16 protein-coding genes are annotated in these 14,270 nt (G+C 63.5%); 7 read left to right on the forward strand and 9 right to left on the reverse strand.

What is annotated here, in order from left to right:
* Nucleotides 1-339 precede the first annotated feature (339 nt).
* Complete coding sequence (locus LB529_RS25075; RefSeq protein WP_224712590.1) at nt 340-798, forward strand: GNAT family N-acetyltransferase; 459 nt, start codon at nt 340-342, stop codon at nt 796-798.
* Here LB529_RS25075 and LB529_RS25080 read toward each other — a convergent pair.
* A complete protein-coding gene (locus LB529_RS25080; protein ID WP_095770017.1) occupies nt 780-1,208 on the reverse strand; it encodes an ACT domain-containing protein in 429 nt (142 codons plus the stop codon). The genes LB529_RS25075 and LB529_RS25080 overlap by 19 nt on opposite strands.
* Nucleotides 1,209-1,346: 138 nt before the next feature.
* Between LB529_RS25080 and LB529_RS25085 the strand changes: the two genes are divergently transcribed.
* The 3 genes from LB529_RS25085 (at nt 1,347) to LB529_RS25095 (ending at nt 2,709) form a co-directional block, all read left to right on the forward strand.
* A complete protein-coding gene (locus LB529_RS25085; protein WP_224712591.1) occupies nt 1,347-1,757 on the forward strand; it encodes a DoxX family protein in 411 nt (136 codons plus the stop codon).
* A 13-nt stretch (nt 1,758-1,770) separates the two neighbouring features.
* On the forward strand, nt 1,771-2,298 hold the full coding sequence (locus LB529_RS25090) for an SRPBCC family protein (RefSeq protein ID WP_224712592.1): 528 nt from the start codon (nt 1,771-1,773) through the stop codon (nt 2,296-2,298).
* Nucleotides 2,299-2,445: 147 nt separating this feature from the next.
* Nucleotides 2,446-2,709 carry a YMGG-like glycine zipper-containing protein gene (locus LB529_RS25095; RefSeq protein WP_095770014.1) on the forward strand — a complete coding sequence of 88 codons (264 nt, stop codon included), beginning with the start codon at nt 2,446-2,448 and terminating at the stop codon, nt 2,707-2,709.
* Nucleotides 2,710-2,786: 77 nt separating this feature from the next.
* Here LB529_RS25095 and rpsP read toward each other — a convergent pair whose 3' ends face one another.
* The 5 genes from rpsP to LB529_RS25120 all read right to left on the reverse strand — a co-directional run bounded on the left by rpsP (nt 2,787) and on the right by LB529_RS25120 (nt 7,536).
* Complete coding sequence (gene rpsP / locus LB529_RS25100; protein WP_095770013.1) at nt 2,787-3,188, reverse strand: 30S ribosomal protein S16; 402 nt, start codon at nt 3,186-3,188, stop codon at nt 2,787-2,789.
* Nucleotides 3,189-3,238: 50 nt separating this feature from the next.
* Entirely contained in the window at nt 3,239-3,565 is a 327-nt protein-coding gene (locus LB529_RS25105; RefSeq protein WP_095770012.1) for a chorismate mutase, read from the reverse strand.
* 7 nt (nt 3,566-3,572) lie between these two features.
* On the reverse strand, nt 3,573-5,153 hold the full coding sequence (ffh, locus tag LB529_RS25110; protein WP_140634947.1) for a signal recognition particle protein: 1,581 nt from the start codon (nt 5,151-5,153) through the stop codon (nt 3,573-3,575).
* Nucleotides 5,154-5,493: 340 nt separating this feature from the next.
* Entirely contained in the window at nt 5,494-6,444 is a 951-nt protein-coding gene (locus tag LB529_RS25115) for a CPBP family intramembrane glutamic endopeptidase (RefSeq protein ID WP_224712593.1), read from the reverse strand.
* Between the two features lie 486 nt (nt 6,445-6,930).
* Complete coding sequence (locus LB529_RS25120) at nt 6,931-7,536, reverse strand: DUF1236 domain-containing protein (RefSeq protein WP_140845976.1); 606 nt, start codon at nt 7,534-7,536, stop codon at nt 6,931-6,933.
* A 352-nt stretch (nt 7,537-7,888) separates the two neighbouring features.
* Between LB529_RS25120 and LB529_RS25125 the strand changes: the two genes are divergently transcribed.
* Entirely contained in the window at nt 7,889-8,692 is an 804-nt protein-coding gene (locus LB529_RS25125) for a lytic transglycosylase domain-containing protein (protein ID WP_224532671.1), read from the forward strand.
* Nucleotides 8,693-8,812: 120 nt separating this feature from the next.
* On the opposite strand, the gene LB529_RS25130 is transcribed toward LB529_RS25125, so the two are convergent.
* On the reverse strand, nt 8,813-10,468 hold the full coding sequence (locus LB529_RS25130) for a hypothetical protein (protein WP_224712594.1): 1,656 nt from the start codon (nt 10,466-10,468) through the stop codon (nt 8,813-8,815).
* A 300-nt stretch (nt 10,469-10,768) separates the two neighbouring features.
* A complete protein-coding gene (locus LB529_RS25135) occupies nt 10,769-11,992 on the reverse strand; it encodes an argininosuccinate synthase (protein ID WP_224712595.1) in 1,224 nt (407 codons plus the stop codon).
* Nucleotides 11,993-12,153: 161 nt separating this feature from the next.
* Here LB529_RS25135 and LB529_RS25140 point away from each other — a divergent pair, with 161 nt between their 5' ends.
* Nucleotides 12,154-12,795 (forward strand): LysE family translocator, encoded by a 642-nt coding sequence (locus LB529_RS25140; RefSeq protein WP_224532687.1) that lies wholly within the window; start codon nt 12,154-12,156, stop codon nt 12,793-12,795.
* A gap of 118 nt (nt 12,796-12,913) precedes the next feature.
* Entirely contained in the window at nt 12,914-13,567 is a 654-nt protein-coding gene (locus LB529_RS25145) for an outer membrane protein (protein WP_224712596.1), read from the forward strand.
* Here LB529_RS25145 and LB529_RS25150 read toward each other — a convergent pair.
* A complete protein-coding gene (locus LB529_RS25150) occupies nt 13,564-14,268 on the reverse strand; it encodes a GNAT family N-acetyltransferase (RefSeq protein WP_224712597.1) in 705 nt (234 codons plus the stop codon). The two genes, LB529_RS25145 and LB529_RS25150, sit on opposite strands and share 4 nt — an antisense overlap.
* Between the last annotated feature and the right edge of the window lie 2 nt (nt 14,269-14,270).

The raw sequence follows: 14,270 nt of genomic DNA on the forward strand, positions 1-14,270 counted from the left end.
GGCCCTGCGTGGGCGCGCCGGACGACCGGCGGCCTGCGGTCGCAGGCTCGGCCTTCGGGCGTTTGGTTTTCGCTCACGGGCCGCACCGCCGCTGCCGCGGCTGGCCCTGCGCGGGCGCGCCGGACGACCGGCGGCCCGCAGTCGCAGGCTCGGCCTTCGGCCGTGGCGGTTCTTCCTTCTCCCCTTGTGGGAGAAGGTGTCGCCGAAGGCGACGGATGAGGGGTGTTCCAGGGAACGCTGACGTCTCACTCCGCTGGAACACCCCTCATCCGTCTCGGCGCTGTCGCGCCGATCCACCTTCTCCCACAAGGGGAGAAGGGGGAACCGCGCTAGGCCCTCATGATCGGTCCAGAGCCCTCAGATATCCTCCTGCGTCCGGCCTTCGCTTCCGACGCCCCCGCCATCGCGCAGCTGATGCGCGCGTCGCTCGATGCATTCGACTGGATGCCGGTGTTGCACACGCCGGAGGAGGACCTGTTCTTCATCCGCGATATCCTGCTGCCCAAGCAGCAAGTGACGGTCGCCGAGACCGCCGAATGCATCGTCGGCTTCATCGCCGCCAAGGGCGAATGGGTCGAGCAGCTCTATCTTGATCCGGCCTGGACTGGACAAGGCATCGGCAGCCGGCTGCTTGCCCAAGCCACCGGCGGCATGTCTCTGATCAAGCTTTATTGCTTTCAGGCCAATACCGGCGCGCGCCGCTTCTACGAACGCCACGGTTTTCGCGCCGAAGCCTTCGGCGACGGCTCGACCAATGAGGAAGGGCTGCCGGATATTCTTTACGTGCGCGGTCGCTGAGCCAAGCTGCCGCTTTCCACCGCCAGGCCGCGCAATATCGCCAGCGCTTCCTCCGCCCGCTCCGCCGGCACGAACAGATGGTCGTGATAGAAGGCCGACACCGGATTGACGCCCATGCCTGCCGCCGCGAGCCGCGTGGTGATGGCGGCGAGGAAGCCGACGGCTTCCAGCGAGGAGTGGATGTCGAGCGTGATCATCCGGCTGCGGAACGTGCCGGCAAGGCCGGCTGCTTTCGCTGCGTCTTCCGCGACGATCAGGGTCAAACCTTCGTGCTCGCGGAATTGCATGACGGGATCGAGCCCATCCGGCATGGCCGCGTCCGGCGCCAGCGTAGCGAAGACGTAGGTTCCGGCGAGCAGTTGCGGCGTCATCGAAGCCAACAGCCTGCCCAGGTCGGTCTCGCCGGTCATCGTGCCACCTTCCGTTCCACGCACTGAACCACGCTTTTGAAAAAAGCGCACCCTACCCGTAGAATCGCCGCGCGTTTCTCCGTCCTTGGTTCGAAGCTGGCAGAAAGCCAGCCCTTGAATCAACAGGAGGGAACATCCGTGAGCATTTCCGAAGCCGCGCCTGTCTCGAACGGCGCCCTGTGGACCGGGCGCGGGCTTAGCGCCGCCGTCATCCTGTTCATGATTTTCGACGGCGTCATCAAGCTGCCGCCGCTGGATGTTGTCACCCGGACGATGACCGAACTCGGCTGGCCGGCCGACGCCAATGTCGCGCGCCTGATCGGGGTTATCGGGCTGATCTCCACTGCGCTCTACGCCATCCCGCGCACCTCGGTGCTCGGCGCCATCCTGCTCACCGCCTATATGGGCGGCGCGATTTCGACGCATGTGCGGATCGGCAACCCGCTCTTCTCGCACACCTTGTTCGGCGTCTATCTCGGCATCATCGTGTGGGGCGGGCTCTACCTGCGCGACCAAAGGGTGCGCGCGCTGATCCCGTTCTCGCGATAGAGGAGCAAAAGAAATGTTTGCCACCATCCTCATCATCCTGGTCGTCATCGTCGCCGCAGTGCTGATCTATGCCGCGACCCGGCCGAACGATTTCGTCGTCACGCGTTCGGCCAGCATCAAGGCGCCGGCCGAGACGATCTTCCCGCTGATCAACGATTTCCGGCGCTGGCCCGAATGGTCGCCCTTCGAAAAGCTCGACCCCGGCATGAAGCGCACGCTGTCGGGCGCCGAAAGCGGCAAAGGCGCGGCCTATGCCTGGGAAGGCAACTCCAAGGCCGGCAAGGGCCGCATGGAGATCACGAGTTCGGTGCCGTCATCGCTGGCGTCGCTCAAGCTCGACTTCGAAAAGCCGTTCAGGGCCAACAACAGTGTCGACTTCACGCTTTCGCCGTCCGGCGAGGGCACGACCGTCACCTGGGCAATGCGCGGGGCAAGGCCCTTCATCGCCAAGCTGATGGGCCTGTTCATGAATTTCGACACGCTCATCGGCAAGGATTTCGAGGCCGGGCTCGGCAATCTGAAGCGCCTCGCGGAGCGCTGAAAAGCACGAAATTTCAATGAGTTGGTGTTCAGTACTGTAAATCCGGCCGGCGCCTAGCCGGCCAATCTTCATCATTGCCGGGATCAATTTAGCTGTTTGTGAGTTTAGGGCATGGCGGCGAGGACGGCGCTTGAGAGAGGAACAGCAATGAAGAAAGCAATTACCATCCTGGTGCTGACGGTGGCCCTTGGCGCCTGCTCGCAAACGGAAAAGGGTGCTGCGATCGGTGGCCTGGGCGGTGCGGCGGTCGGTGCCGCAGTGGCGGGCGACCCTGTGCAGGGCGCGGTCGTGGGCGGCGCGGTCGGCGCAGTGGCCGGCGCGCTGATCGGCCATGCCAGCGAAGCCGGCCAGTGCCGCTATCGCGACCGTTACGGGCGTGTCTATGTGGCGCGCTGCCCGTCCGGCTATTGAGGTATCGGACCGAAAATCGAACAAAGAAAAACGGCGGGCCGATACCCGCCGTTTTCATAAGCGACGAAGAACCGTGATTACTCGGCGCTGGCCGCTTCAACCTCGGCCGGTGCGGCGCTCGCCGCGGCAGCCGCCGCAGCGGCGTCTTCCTGGGCCTTCTTCAGCAAGGCAGCGCGTTCCTGCGCCTTCTTGCCGGGCAGAGCCTTGTTCGGGTTCGAGCGGGCCTCGCGCTTGGCAATACCGGCCTCGTCGAGGAAGCGCAGCACGCGGTCGGTCGGCTGGGCGCCATGCGACAGCCAGTGCTTGACGCGGTCGGCGTCGACCTTGACGCGCTCGCCGTCCTTCGGCAGCAGCGGGTTCCACGAGCCGAGCGACTCGATGAAACGGCCGTCGCGCGGCGAACGGGCGTCGGCGACAACGACGTGGTAGTAAGGACGCTTCTTCGAGCCCGCACGGGCCAGTCTGATCTTCAGTGCCATTTCTTTGTCTCCTAAAAGCTCTGATTTCGTTGATGAGTTTTCGGCTGGGTTCAGCCGGTTTTCGTCACGCCGTTGGCAGCGGCGATCTGTTCGTGGTGCCGGATCACTTCGCGGACGACGAAGTTGAGGAATTTCTCCGCGAAATCCGGGTCGAGATGCGCATCCTTCGCCAGCTGGCGAAGACGGGCGATCTGCTGCTGCTCGCGCGCCGGGTCGGCGGGCGGCAGGCCATGCTCGGCCTTCAGAACGCCGACCGCCTTGGTGCAGCGGAAGCGTTCGGCCAGCATATGGATGAGGGCGGCGTCGATATTGTCGATCGAAGCGCGGTAGCCGGCCAGGATGGCGCGTGCATCGGCCATGTCTTTCTCCTCGTTCATCGCCCCTTCACTTCTTCTTGCCCAAACCGGGCAGCCCGCCGCCGCCCAGGCCCGGCAGACCCGGAAGCTTCATGCCGCCGGGCAGGCCCGGCAGTCCGCCGCCACCGGGAAGCCCGCCGGGGAGGCCCTTGCCGAGGCCGGCGGCCTGCGCCTGCTTCTGCAGGGCTTCGAGCTGCTTGGGATCCATCTTTGACAGGTCGGGCATGCCGCCGCCGGGCATCATGCCGCCCAGGCCCATTTTCGAGGCGAGGCCGCCCATCATGCCGCGCATGAGGCCGCCGCCTTTGCCCTTGCCGCCCATCGCCTTCATCATGTCGGCCATGCCGCGATGCATCTTCAAGAGCTTGTTGATCTCGGCCGCGTCGGTGCCGGAGCCGGCGGCGATGCGCTTCTTGCGCGAGTGCTTGAGGATATCGGGATTGGCGCGCTCGGCCTTGGTCATCGAGGAGATGATGGCGAGCTGGCGGCCAAACATCTTGTCGTCGAGGCCGGCGGCGGCCAGCTGATCCTTCATCTTGCCCATGCCGGGCATCATGCCCATGATGCCGCCCATGCCGCCCATCTTCGACATCTGCTGAAGCTGCTGGGCAAGGTCGTTCAGGTCGAACTTGCCCGACTGCATCTTTTTCGCCATCGCCGCCGCCTGCTCGGCGTCGATGGTTTCGGCGGCCTTCTCGACGAGCGAGACGATGTCGCCCATGCCGAGGATGCGGTCGGCGATGCGCTTGGGGTGGAATTCCTCCAGCCCGTCCATCTTTTCGCCGGTGCCGATGAGCTTGATCGGCTTGCCGGTGACGGCGCGCATCGACAGCGCCGCGCCGCCGCGGCCGTCGCCGTCCATGCGGGTCAGCACCAGGCCGGTGATGCCGACTCGTTCGTCGAAGCTTTTCGCCAGATTGACGGCGTCCTGGCCGGTGAGCGAGTCGGCGACCAGCAGGATCTCGTGCGGGCTCGACACCTTCTTGATGTCGGCCATCTCGACCATCAGCGGCTCGTCGATATGGGTGCGGCCGGCGGTGTCGAGGATGACGACGTCATGGCCGCCGAGCCTGGCGGCCTGCACGGCGCGCTTGGCGATATCGACCGGGCTCTGGCCGGCGATGATCGGCAGCGTCGCGACCTTGGTCTGCTCGCCGAGTTGGCGCAGCTGCTCCTGCGCGGCGGGCCGCCGCGTGTCGAGCGAAGCCATCAGGACCTTCTTGTTCTGCCGCTCGGTCAGCCGCTTGGCGATCTTGGCCGAGGTGGTCGTCTTGCCGGAACCCTGCAGGCCGACCATCATGACGACCACGGGCGCCGGCGCGTTGAGGTCGACGGCTACGCCCTCGGCGCCGAGCATCTCGACCAGCTCGTCATGGACGATCTTGACGACCATCTGTCCGGGCTTGATCGACTTCAGCACCGCGGCGCCGACCGCCTTCTCGCGCACCTTGTCGGTGAAGGAGCGAACCACTTCCAACGCGACATCGGCCTCGAGCAGCGCACGGCGCACCTCGCGCAAAGCCGCCGAGACATCCGCCTCGGAGAGCGCGCCGCGGCCGGTCAGGCCGTTCAGGATGGAGCCAAGACGCTCCTGGAGGGATTCAAACATCTGCGGTCCTTGATCTCGGTGGGGTTCGACCGAGAGGTAGTGCGTTCGCGCCGGGTCGCCAAGCAAAAGCGCAAAGCCAAAAAGCACCCGGGGGCGCATCGCGCTGCCGGGTGTTGGCCTCCAGGATCTCTTTACAGCACCCGCCTCAATCAGGCTTCGGCGTCCTAGTCGGCTTTCGCGAAAGAAAACTCGTCGCGGAATTCAGCGGCTCTAGACAGGAAATCGGCCGCGGAGTCAAGGCTAATGCATGTCGCGCTAAAGTGCGCAGCGGTTTTGCGGCAACGACATGTGCAAGAAACTATGCAGGAATCTGGGCCCAAACGCCGCGATTGACGGCAGCTTAGCCCAAGCTTTGCCGGGTCGCCCCGACTCGCAGCGGCGAGCGCCGGTGCAAAAGCAGCAGCATTGTCAGAAGCGTGCTGACGACGCCGATCGCGGCGATGAGAACGGCGTCCAGATTGGTCCAGCCGGGGCCTTCGAGAGGCTTGGCATTGAGCAGCGCGAAGGAATTGTAGGCCTCCTGGTGCGAGATCAGCAGGAAGCCGGTCAGGTTGTTGCCGAGATGGGCGCCGAAGCCGGCGCCGAGATTGCCGGTGACATAGACCAGGAGTGTGAGCAGCAGGGCGAATGTGCCGATCGAGATGAAGACACTGGCATTGATGGCCAGCGTCGAGGCCGTATTCCAGTGCAGCGACGTGAACAGCAGGCCCGGCAGCACCGCCCAGACCAGAGGACTCCTGAAGCGACGAGCGAGGGCGCGCAGCAGATAGCCGCGAAACAGCATTTCCTCCGACGAGGTCTGCAGGAAGGCGAGCAGCGCGATCGGCGCCAGGAAAAGCAGCCAGGACGACAGGGTGATCGGTCCGCGCGCGATCTCCGGCTGCAGCCAATAGAGCAGCACCTCGGAGAACAGCGAGGTGATCAGCACCGCGACCAGGCCCTTCAAAAAATCGCCGCCAGCGATGCGGCGGCCGACGCCAAAGAGAGCCGACAGCGGCTCGCCATGCACCAATCGCATCGCCACCCACAGGCCGATCCAGATGCCGGCAAAGGAGCTCAGCGCGCTGAGGATGCCGACGGGCGATGCCAGGAAGTCCTGCATGTACTGCCCGGTCGAGGGGCCGGGCAGGCGCCAGACGATGTAGACATAGGTGCCGGCAAACAGCACGACGGCCGTCGCCGCCATCCAGAAGGCAATGACGATTGCCGTGCCGAAGAACAGCCGCAGCAAAGTGGTCTTTTCGTTCGGCGAGCGGCGATAGCGCTCGAAGGCGGCATTTTCGATCGTCACGCGGCTCCCCTGCCGAAGGCTTTCGGCTGTATTGTGTAGGAGGTCGGTGGTTACCGCGCGATTACCTTGCTTTAGCCGGGACTGACTGGATCGCGTTGAGGGCACGAACATCAAATTCGTACCACGGAACACTAACGCGCGATCACGACGGTAGGAGATTAGCTGGAACGCCCATCTCGTCGTCATCCACGGGCGGAGCAAGGAGCGAAGCGACGCGGCGCAGACCCGAGGATCCATTCCGTTACTTCCGAGCGTTGCCACAGTGCAGAATTCTGCCCCGCTGCGCTCTTCGGCCGGGTCACGGAATGGATCCTCGGGTCTACGCGTCCGCTTCGCTTCCGCTCCGCCCGTGGATGACGAAGTTCGGACGCTTCGGCCAATCCCAAACGTGTGCATTGAACGCAGGCAAGCCGGCTGAGCCGTCAGCACGGAAAAGAAACGGCCGCCATCGCCGGCGGCCGCTTTTCTGGCGACGATCAAGCCCGATCAGCGCATCACATAGACGATGCGCCGCGTGCCGGGGTCGACCAGCGCCGGCTGGTTGTTCACATAGACATAGCGATACCGGTAATCGGGAATCTCGCGCAGCTCGACCGTGTCGGGCAGCGTGGCTCCGGTCACCACCTCGCCCTCGAGATAGACCGGATCGACCCGGTGTGTGGTGACATAGGTGCCGACCTCGGCCGGCGGTCTGCCGATCGACTCGATGGCGTCGTCGCCGGGAACGATAGCGCCGGTGTAGCTGTCCGTGGTGTAGATGTTATCGGTCGGCGGCGACACGACGGCGATTTCGGCATTGGCCGGCCGGCGTGTCAGCACGACGCGGCTGCCGCCGAAGTCGCCCGTCACATAGTCGGAATAGACCCAGCCATTGCCGCCCGCTTCGGCGATCGTGCACCACTTGCTGTTCGCGATGCAGCCGGTGAGCGTTGCCGACTGGCCGGCGGCCAGCACGCCAATCACGGGATATTGCGGGCCGGGGCCGGCGCGCACATTGAGATCGGCCACCGCCGAGACGGCAGTGTCGGCCAAGGCCGCGCCCGACATGGCGAACAGCGCGCCGGCAAGCGCCGGAAACAGTACGCGTTTCATGGTTTCACTCCGTTTTTCCACTGTCCCTTGCGGTCGGAAACGAAACCAAGGCTTATGCGTTCCGGCTAAAGCGCCTTTCGGCCGCTCACGAATTGTTCCATGATTTCTCGGGTTTCCGGTCAAAAGGGCGTGAACTCTTTAGCCGCGGCACGTCCCGCCGGACCGGCGCCAACGATCGCGACATCAACGTCTTTCATGAGGCAGGCCCGCCACACCTGATGGCCGATCGCAGGCTATTGCCCTTCTTTCGCCAGTGTCGGGTGTCACGTCCCCCCGCGAGGACGGTGACAACCGGGCGTTTCGCTGGCAAATTCGCAGCCGGGACGTGATTCAAGGCAACCAGGAGAAGGACATGGCATTTTTTGCCAAAAGAAGAATTTTCGCGGCCGCCGCGGCGGTGGTGGCGATGCTGGGGCTGGCGACAGGCGCCGAAGCCGCGGCCAGCTGCGGCAAGAACGGCGCCGGATTCGACGCCTGGAAGCAGGACTTTGCCGCCGAGGCCAAGGCCAACGGCGTCGGCCAAAGGGGGCTTTCGGCGCTGGAGGGGGCGACCTACGCGACAAGGACGATTTCGGCCGATCGCGCCATCCACAAGGCTTTCAGCGGCTCGGTGGAGGCTTTCATGAAACGCCGCGGGGCGTCCGCGATCATCTCGAGAGGCCGCGCATTGAAGAAGGCCAACGCGGCGATGTTCGCCGATATCGAGCGGACCTATGGCGTGCCGCCGGGCGTGCTGCTCGCCATCTGGGGTATGGAAACCGGCTTCGGCGCCTCGATGGGCAATCAGAACACGGTGTCGGCCATTCTGACGCTCGCCTATGACTGCCGCCGCCCGGACTATTTCACCCCGCACGCCATCGCGGCGCTGAAGCTCGTCGATCGCGGCGCGCTGAGCGCCTCCTCGGTCGGCGCCATGCATGGCGAGATCGGCCACACCCAGTTCCTGCCCGGAAACGTGCTGAAATATGGCGTCGGCAGCGGCAACCTGCGCGACCGCAATACGGCGCTGGCTTCCACCGCCAACTATCTCAAGGCGCATGGCTGGCATGCCGGCGCGAGCTACGAGGCCAATATGGGCGCGATCGCGGGCTGGAACTCGGCCAGCGTCTACCAGCAGGCCATCGCCCGTATCGCCGAGGCGATCGACGCGGATTGATAATTCATCCCTGGTGCAGCAGTTCGGCGTCTGATCGCTGAACTGCTGTAGAGCGTTTCACGGAAACCGCTCCATCTCTTTGTGCGCAATTCCGCCGCTGTGAACTTTTACTGGAGTTGCTTAGCTTTCGGCCTGTCTTTTCCCGATTTCATCCAAGGCTCGCAGCCTTTGCTTGTCATCTGGGATACGGGAAGCCTGCGAGCGCATGGCCCCCCAGAAGGCACGCCAGGTATCACTGTGGACGTTGAGTTGCGGATCGTATGTGCTGCTGAACCTGGCGGCCTGCGCGGGCGAAGGCAGGCGAACGTCCACCGCGAGCAAAAAGAGTTCCTCACCCCGCAATTCAGGCAGTTTCGACATCAATGCCCGCATTTCCGCGTCAAGCAGAGTAAGTCCGGCCATTCTGGCGTAGGAGACCAAGCGACGACCGTTCGATGGGTCATGCGAGGCCATGATGCTGGCGAACAATTTCTGGCGGTGCTCCCTGAATGGCGTGGCGACGTACATCGTTGCGGTCAGAAGCCCGTCATATTGCCATTGCTCCAAGTCGGACGTGTTTTGGAAAGCGTCGATGGCTCGCTGTCCGAGATCAGCGGAACTAAAAAGGAATGCCCGGCACCTGCATGTCGCAGGCGTCGTGAGAATTCGAATGATCTCATCGTTCAGAAGGTTACGCTGTCGCACGTTCAGCTTGTCGGCGAATTTGTCCAGCCTGGGCAGTCGACCGCCGGCAATGTCACTTTTGATTTTGAAGATGGCATAGGCGGCCGCCTTGACCATGTTGTCATCGAGATAGTTCTTCCGGTCGAGAAGGGCGACGATGTTAAGGGCGGCGCTGAGGTCGCCGCGAGACGCGAGCGCGAACGCCTGTTCAGCCAAAACTGCCGGGTGGGCGGTCTTTGGCTTAGGGGGAAGGGACGGGTCGAAGCGATAGATCGCTGCCGCCATGGCCTGCGGTGTCAGGTCAACGTCGCCATAGTTGACCACTTCGAAAGGTCCCGAGTGCGTTTCCCAGATCGTTTGCGCCTGGTCGAACGAGCCCATGCCCATCCTGAACAGCGGAAGATAGGCCGGCACACGCGCGGAGTTTCGGCGCCATTGCAGGACTTCAGTCTCCCGGCCGTTGTCGGCGACGACCGCCGTGAGTTTGCCTGGCTGGCTTGGGCCCCAGTGATAGTCGGCCGGATGAAGAATGCGCAGCCCATCCGGAACGGCCGGGAGCATCGTTTGCTTGAAACATTCGTCGGTCCGGCCGACAGCCCGCAATTGTGCGGATCGTGCCATGTCTTCATCGGTACACTCTGGGCCGCTGGCAAGCGTCGTCTGCCGAACGGAACTGATCGGGTTGGCGGGATTGTTGTCCTTGTGCGCGATCTCCACCAACTGATCGACGACGCCCTCCGAAACGAAGGTGCGGCTGGTGTTGAGAAAATCGTCGACGACCAGGGTTTTGATCTTCGCCAGGTCCGGGTCGATCGCCGGGGACGTCACCTTGGCCGCTTCAAGGGTTAGGTAGCCGCGCATCGCCACCGAAACCAAGGCCCAGCCCACGAAGAACACGAGAGGTGCCCATTGATAGCCGGGTTTACCGCTACGCGTTCCGCGCCAGAAAACAAATGCCGCTGCCAGCAAGGGCAATATGACACTGACGAGCTCGCCGACGCCGCCGAGGAAACCCATCGTGATCACGGTGATTGCAGCGCCGGTATATGCACCGACCCAGCAAGCGCCCGCGACGATGATAATGCCGATCAGGAGCTGCGCAGCCTTCGGCATGGTGGGTTAGGCCTCCTTTGTCAGTTCACGATTTACCAGCCGCCGGTTGCGGCCGAATTAATCGCGCCGACTAATGGAGCGTTTACACAAGGCGGCCTTGTGCGTCGGGCTTTTTTGTTGGCGAAGCCGGGCAAGCGGGAATCTCCCCCTTGAGGGTGAGATGGCCGGCAGGCCAGAGAGAGTCGCCTCGCACAAAGCGCCAACGCCTTTCGCGACGAGAGACGACGCCGGGGGCCCATCCGCGGCGACCTCCTCTGTCGCCTTCGGCGACATCTCCCCTCAAGGGGGAGATCATCAGCTTCAGCCTTTGCGGTTCCTTGCCGCGAGCGTCCTGAGGCGCAGCCCGTTGAGCCGGATGAAGCCCTCGGCATCCTTCTGGTCGTAGGCGCCGCGGTCGTCCTCAAAGGTGACCAGCGCATCCGAGTAGAGCGTTTTCTTCGACTTGCGGCCGGTGACGATGACATTGCCCTTGTAGAGCTTCAGCCGCACCGTGCCTTCGACGTCTTCCTGGCTCTTGTCGATCATCGCCTGCAGCATCACGCGCTCGGGCGAGAACCAGAAGCCGTTATAGATGAGCTCGGCGTAGCGCGGCATGAACTCGTCCTTGAGGTGCGCGGCGCCGCGGTCGAGCGTGATCGATTCGATCGCGCGGTGGGCGGCGATCAGGATGGTGCCGCCGGGCGTCTCGTAGACGCCGCGCGACTTCATGCCGACGAAGCGGTTCTCGACCAGATCGAGCCGGCCGATGCCGTTGTCGCGGCCGAGGTCGTTGAGCGCCGCCAGCATGGTGGCCGGTGACAGTTTCTTGCCGTTGAGCGCGATAGGATCGCCCTTGAGGAACTCGATCTCGATCTCGGTGACGACATCGGGCGCATCCATCGGCGAGACGGTGCGCTGATGGACGAATTCCGGCGGCTCGCTCCACGGATCCTCCAGCACCTTGCCTTCGGAGGAGGAGTGCAGGAGGTTGGCGTCGACCGAGAAGGGCGCGTCGCCGCGCTTGTCCTTCGGCACCGGGATTTGATGCTGCTCGGCGAAGTTGAGAAGGTCGGTGCGCGACTTGAACGACCAGTCGCGCCACGGCGCGATGACCTTGATGTCGGGGTTCAGAGCATAGGCCGAAAGCTCGAAGCGGACCTGGTCGTTGCCCTTGCCGGTGGCGCCATGGGCAATGGCGTCGGCGCCGGTTTCCTTGGCGATCTCGACCAGATGCTTGGAGATCAGCGGCCGGGCGATCGAGGTGCCGAGCAGGTAGGTGCCTTCATAGACGGCGTTGGCGCGGAACATCGGGAAGACGAAGTCGGCGACGAATTCCTCGCGCACGTCGACGATGCGGATGTCCTTGATGCCCATCATCTCGGCCTTGCGGCGCGCCGGCTCGAGCTCACCACCCTGGCCGAGATCGGCGGTGAAGGTGACGACTTCGGCGCCGAGCTCGGTCTGCAGCCATTTCAGGATGATGGAGGTGTCGAGGCCGCCGGAATAGGCGAGCACGACTTTCTTGACGTTCTTGGTCTTGGACATTTTTGGCGGTTCCGCGGGAAAATAGCTTCGCGGGCGAGGTATCACGGCCTTTCCGGGCGGCGCAAGAGACGAAGGTGAGCAGGAGAACCCCATCGCCGCGGCTGGCGCGACTGGGGCAGCCGCGTTATAAACTCGCAAACCATCACGACACCGGGCCTTCCATGTCCTTCATTCCCGACACTTCGACGCTCATCCAGTTCGCCATCGCCACCGTCATCCTGGCGATCACGCCTGGGCCGGACATGACGCTGTTCGTCTCGCGCACGCTGAGCCAGGGCCGCGCCACCGGCTTTGCCTCCATGGCCGGCGCGCTCTGCGGCACGCTGATCCACACCACGCTGGTGGTCGTCGGCATCTCGGCGCTGATCGTCGCCTCGCCGATGGCCTTCTTCGTCTTGAAGATTTTTGGCGCCGGCTATCTGGTGTTCCTGGCTTTTCAAGCGGTGACGAAAGGCTCGGCCTTTTCGCCGGAGAAGAGGACGGGACCGCAGGTTTCGCTGTTCCGCAGCTGGGCGGCCGGGCTCGGGGTCAACCTGCTCAACCCCAAGATCATCCTGTTCTTCATGACCTTCCTGCCGCAATTCGTCTCCGCGCACGATCCGAACGCGTCCGGAAAGCTGTTCTTCCTCGGCGTGATGTTCATCGTGCTGTCGATCCCGGTGACGGCGCCGATGGTGCTGGCGGCGGAGAAATTTTCGGCGGCGATGAAGGCAAGCCCGCGGGTGACGCGCGTTGTCGACTATCTGTTCGGCGGCGTGTTCTCGGCCTTCGCGCTCAAGATCCTGACGGCGCAGGCGAAGTAGGGCGTTAGCCATCGCGTAAAATTCGCCGGCGCTGTTGCATTGCTGCTCTTGCCCCCAGGATTCTGCCCACCTAGAAGATTCGCTAGGGCATATTGGGGGACTAATGAAGAGCTTACTCTTGGCATCCGTTGCCGTGATCGGGCTGGTCTGCGAGGCCAGCGCGCAGGAGGCGACCTATAACTGGTCGGGATCTTATGTCGGCGTGGAGGGCGGCTATGCCCACTCCTCCGTCGATTTCGATGCCGACACGACAAACTTCGACGGCAGCCATCAAAAGGATGGTTATCTCGGCGGCATCTATGCCGGGCACGATTGGCAGAGCGGGAACTTCGTTTACGGCGTCGCCGGCGATTTCGATTTCGTCGGCATGCACGACACAAAATTCGGCCACCTAGACCTTCTCGGCAAGGGCGAAGCCTATACTTACGACGTCGACTGGGTCGCGACGGCGAGGCTGAGAGCCGGTTACACGCCGACCGACCAACTCCTTGCCTATGTCACCGGCGGCGTGGCTGCCGGGCATTTTCAGGCAGCTTCCTATGACCGTCCCATTTTTGCGCCAGTCGGGTCGACTGCGGATTTTTCAGGCGTGAAGGTGGGCGGCGTGATCGGCTTGGGCGCGGAGTATGCACTCGCGCCGAACTGGTCCTTGAAAGGGGAATACCTCCACTACGCATTCGACAAGATCGAACCTGGGCCGGGCGGCACGGCTGGCGCGAGCTTCCGACCGTCCCTCGATACAGTAAAATTCGGCGTAGCGTACCGTTTTTAGGGCAGTTTTTGGGTCGGGAGACCAGGGCCGGCGAAGGGTCGAACCATGCCGGCCGCCTCCAAGGCGCGAACGCGTTCGTCATATTCTTCCAATGTCAGCGCGTAGAGCATCTGGTCGAGGCGCTTGCCGGTCCGGCCATCTATGCGATGAGCCCGCAACGTGCCTTCCAGCCGCAATCCGAAACGTTCGCACACGGCGATAGCCGCGGCGTTACGCGCCAGCGGCTGAAAGGTCACCTTCTCGAGCTTTCGCTCGCGAAAGAAATGCCTGAGCAGAACGGCAGATGCCTCAAAGGCAACATTCCTACCCCGGTTCTCCGGATCGCCGATAATCAAGTGCAACGAGCCGAGCCGGTGCCGGAGATCGACCTCCATGACGGCCAGGCCGAGCGGCTGGCCGTCTGGCAGACCGAGGATCGTCATGAGATTGCGCTTCAGATTATCGAAGCTGGCGACATAGGCCCGGAAGGCATCGAGGCCCATCGCTTTTTGCGGCGCGTTCAATCCTTCCATGACGGCGGGATCGGCTAGCCAAGCTGCGATCTCGGGTGTCACATCCGCCGGCCTGAGCGTGCGGATTCGGATCTTGTCGCTCCAGCGGTCGACAAAGACGGGTCTCAATCCCTGTGCAGCAAGGGGCGTGACGAGGGGCTTGGCGCCCAGTTGCGGCATCTTCGGCATGGTCCAGTGATGCTGGAGCATCG

Source organism: Mesorhizobium sp. CA5 (assembly GCF_020165105.1).
GTDB lineage: Bacteria > Pseudomonadota > Alphaproteobacteria > Rhizobiales > Rhizobiaceae > Mesorhizobium.

Bases quoted from the DNA above. Each gene is read 5' to 3' on its own strand.
- LB529_RS25140 (WP_224532687.1), top strand. From the start codon at position 12,154: ATGTCCTTCATTCCCGACACTTCGACGCTCATCCAGTTCGCCATCGCC.
- LB529_RS25080 (WP_095770017.1), bottom strand. From the start codon at position 1,208: ATGACCGGCGAGACCGACCTGGGCAGGCTGTTGGCTTCGATGACGCCG.
- LB529_RS25125 (WP_224532671.1), top strand. From the start codon at position 7,889: ATGGCATTTTTTGCCAAAAGAAGAATTTTCGCGGCCGCCGCGGCGGTG.
- LB529_RS25075 (WP_224712590.1), top strand. From the start codon at position 340: ATGATCGGTCCAGAGCCCTCAGATATCCTCCTGCGTCCGGCCTTCGCT.
- LB529_RS25135 (WP_224712595.1), bottom strand. From the start codon at position 11,992: ATGTCCAAGACCAAGAACGTCAAGAAAGTCGTGCTCGCCTATTCCGGC.
- LB529_RS25150 (WP_224712597.1), bottom strand. From the start codon at position 14,268: ATGCTCCAGCATCACTGGACCATGCCGAAGATGCCGCAACTGGGCGCC.
- LB529_RS25120 (WP_140845976.1), bottom strand. From the start codon at position 7,536: ATGAAACGCGTACTGTTTCCGGCGCTTGCCGGCGCGCTGTTCGCCATG.
- ffh (WP_140634947.1), bottom strand. From the start codon at position 5,153: ATGTTTGAATCCCTCCAGGAGCGTCTTGGCTCCATCCTGAACGGCCTG.
- LB529_RS25130 (WP_224712594.1), bottom strand. From the start codon at position 10,468: ATGCCGAAGGCTGCGCAGCTCCTGATCGGCATTATCATCGTCGCGGGC.
- rpsP (WP_095770013.1), bottom strand. From the start codon at position 3,188: ATGGCACTGAAGATCAGACTGGCCCGTGCGGGCTCGAAGAAGCGTCCT.
- LB529_RS25105 (WP_095770012.1), bottom strand. From the start codon at position 3,565: ATGAACGAGGAGAAAGACATGGCCGATGCACGCGCCATCCTGGCCGGC.
- LB529_RS25090 (WP_224712592.1), top strand. From the start codon at position 1,771: ATGTTTGCCACCATCCTCATCATCCTGGTCGTCATCGTCGCCGCAGTG.
- LB529_RS25095 (WP_095770014.1), top strand. From the start codon at position 2,446: ATGAAGAAAGCAATTACCATCCTGGTGCTGACGGTGGCCCTTGGCGCC.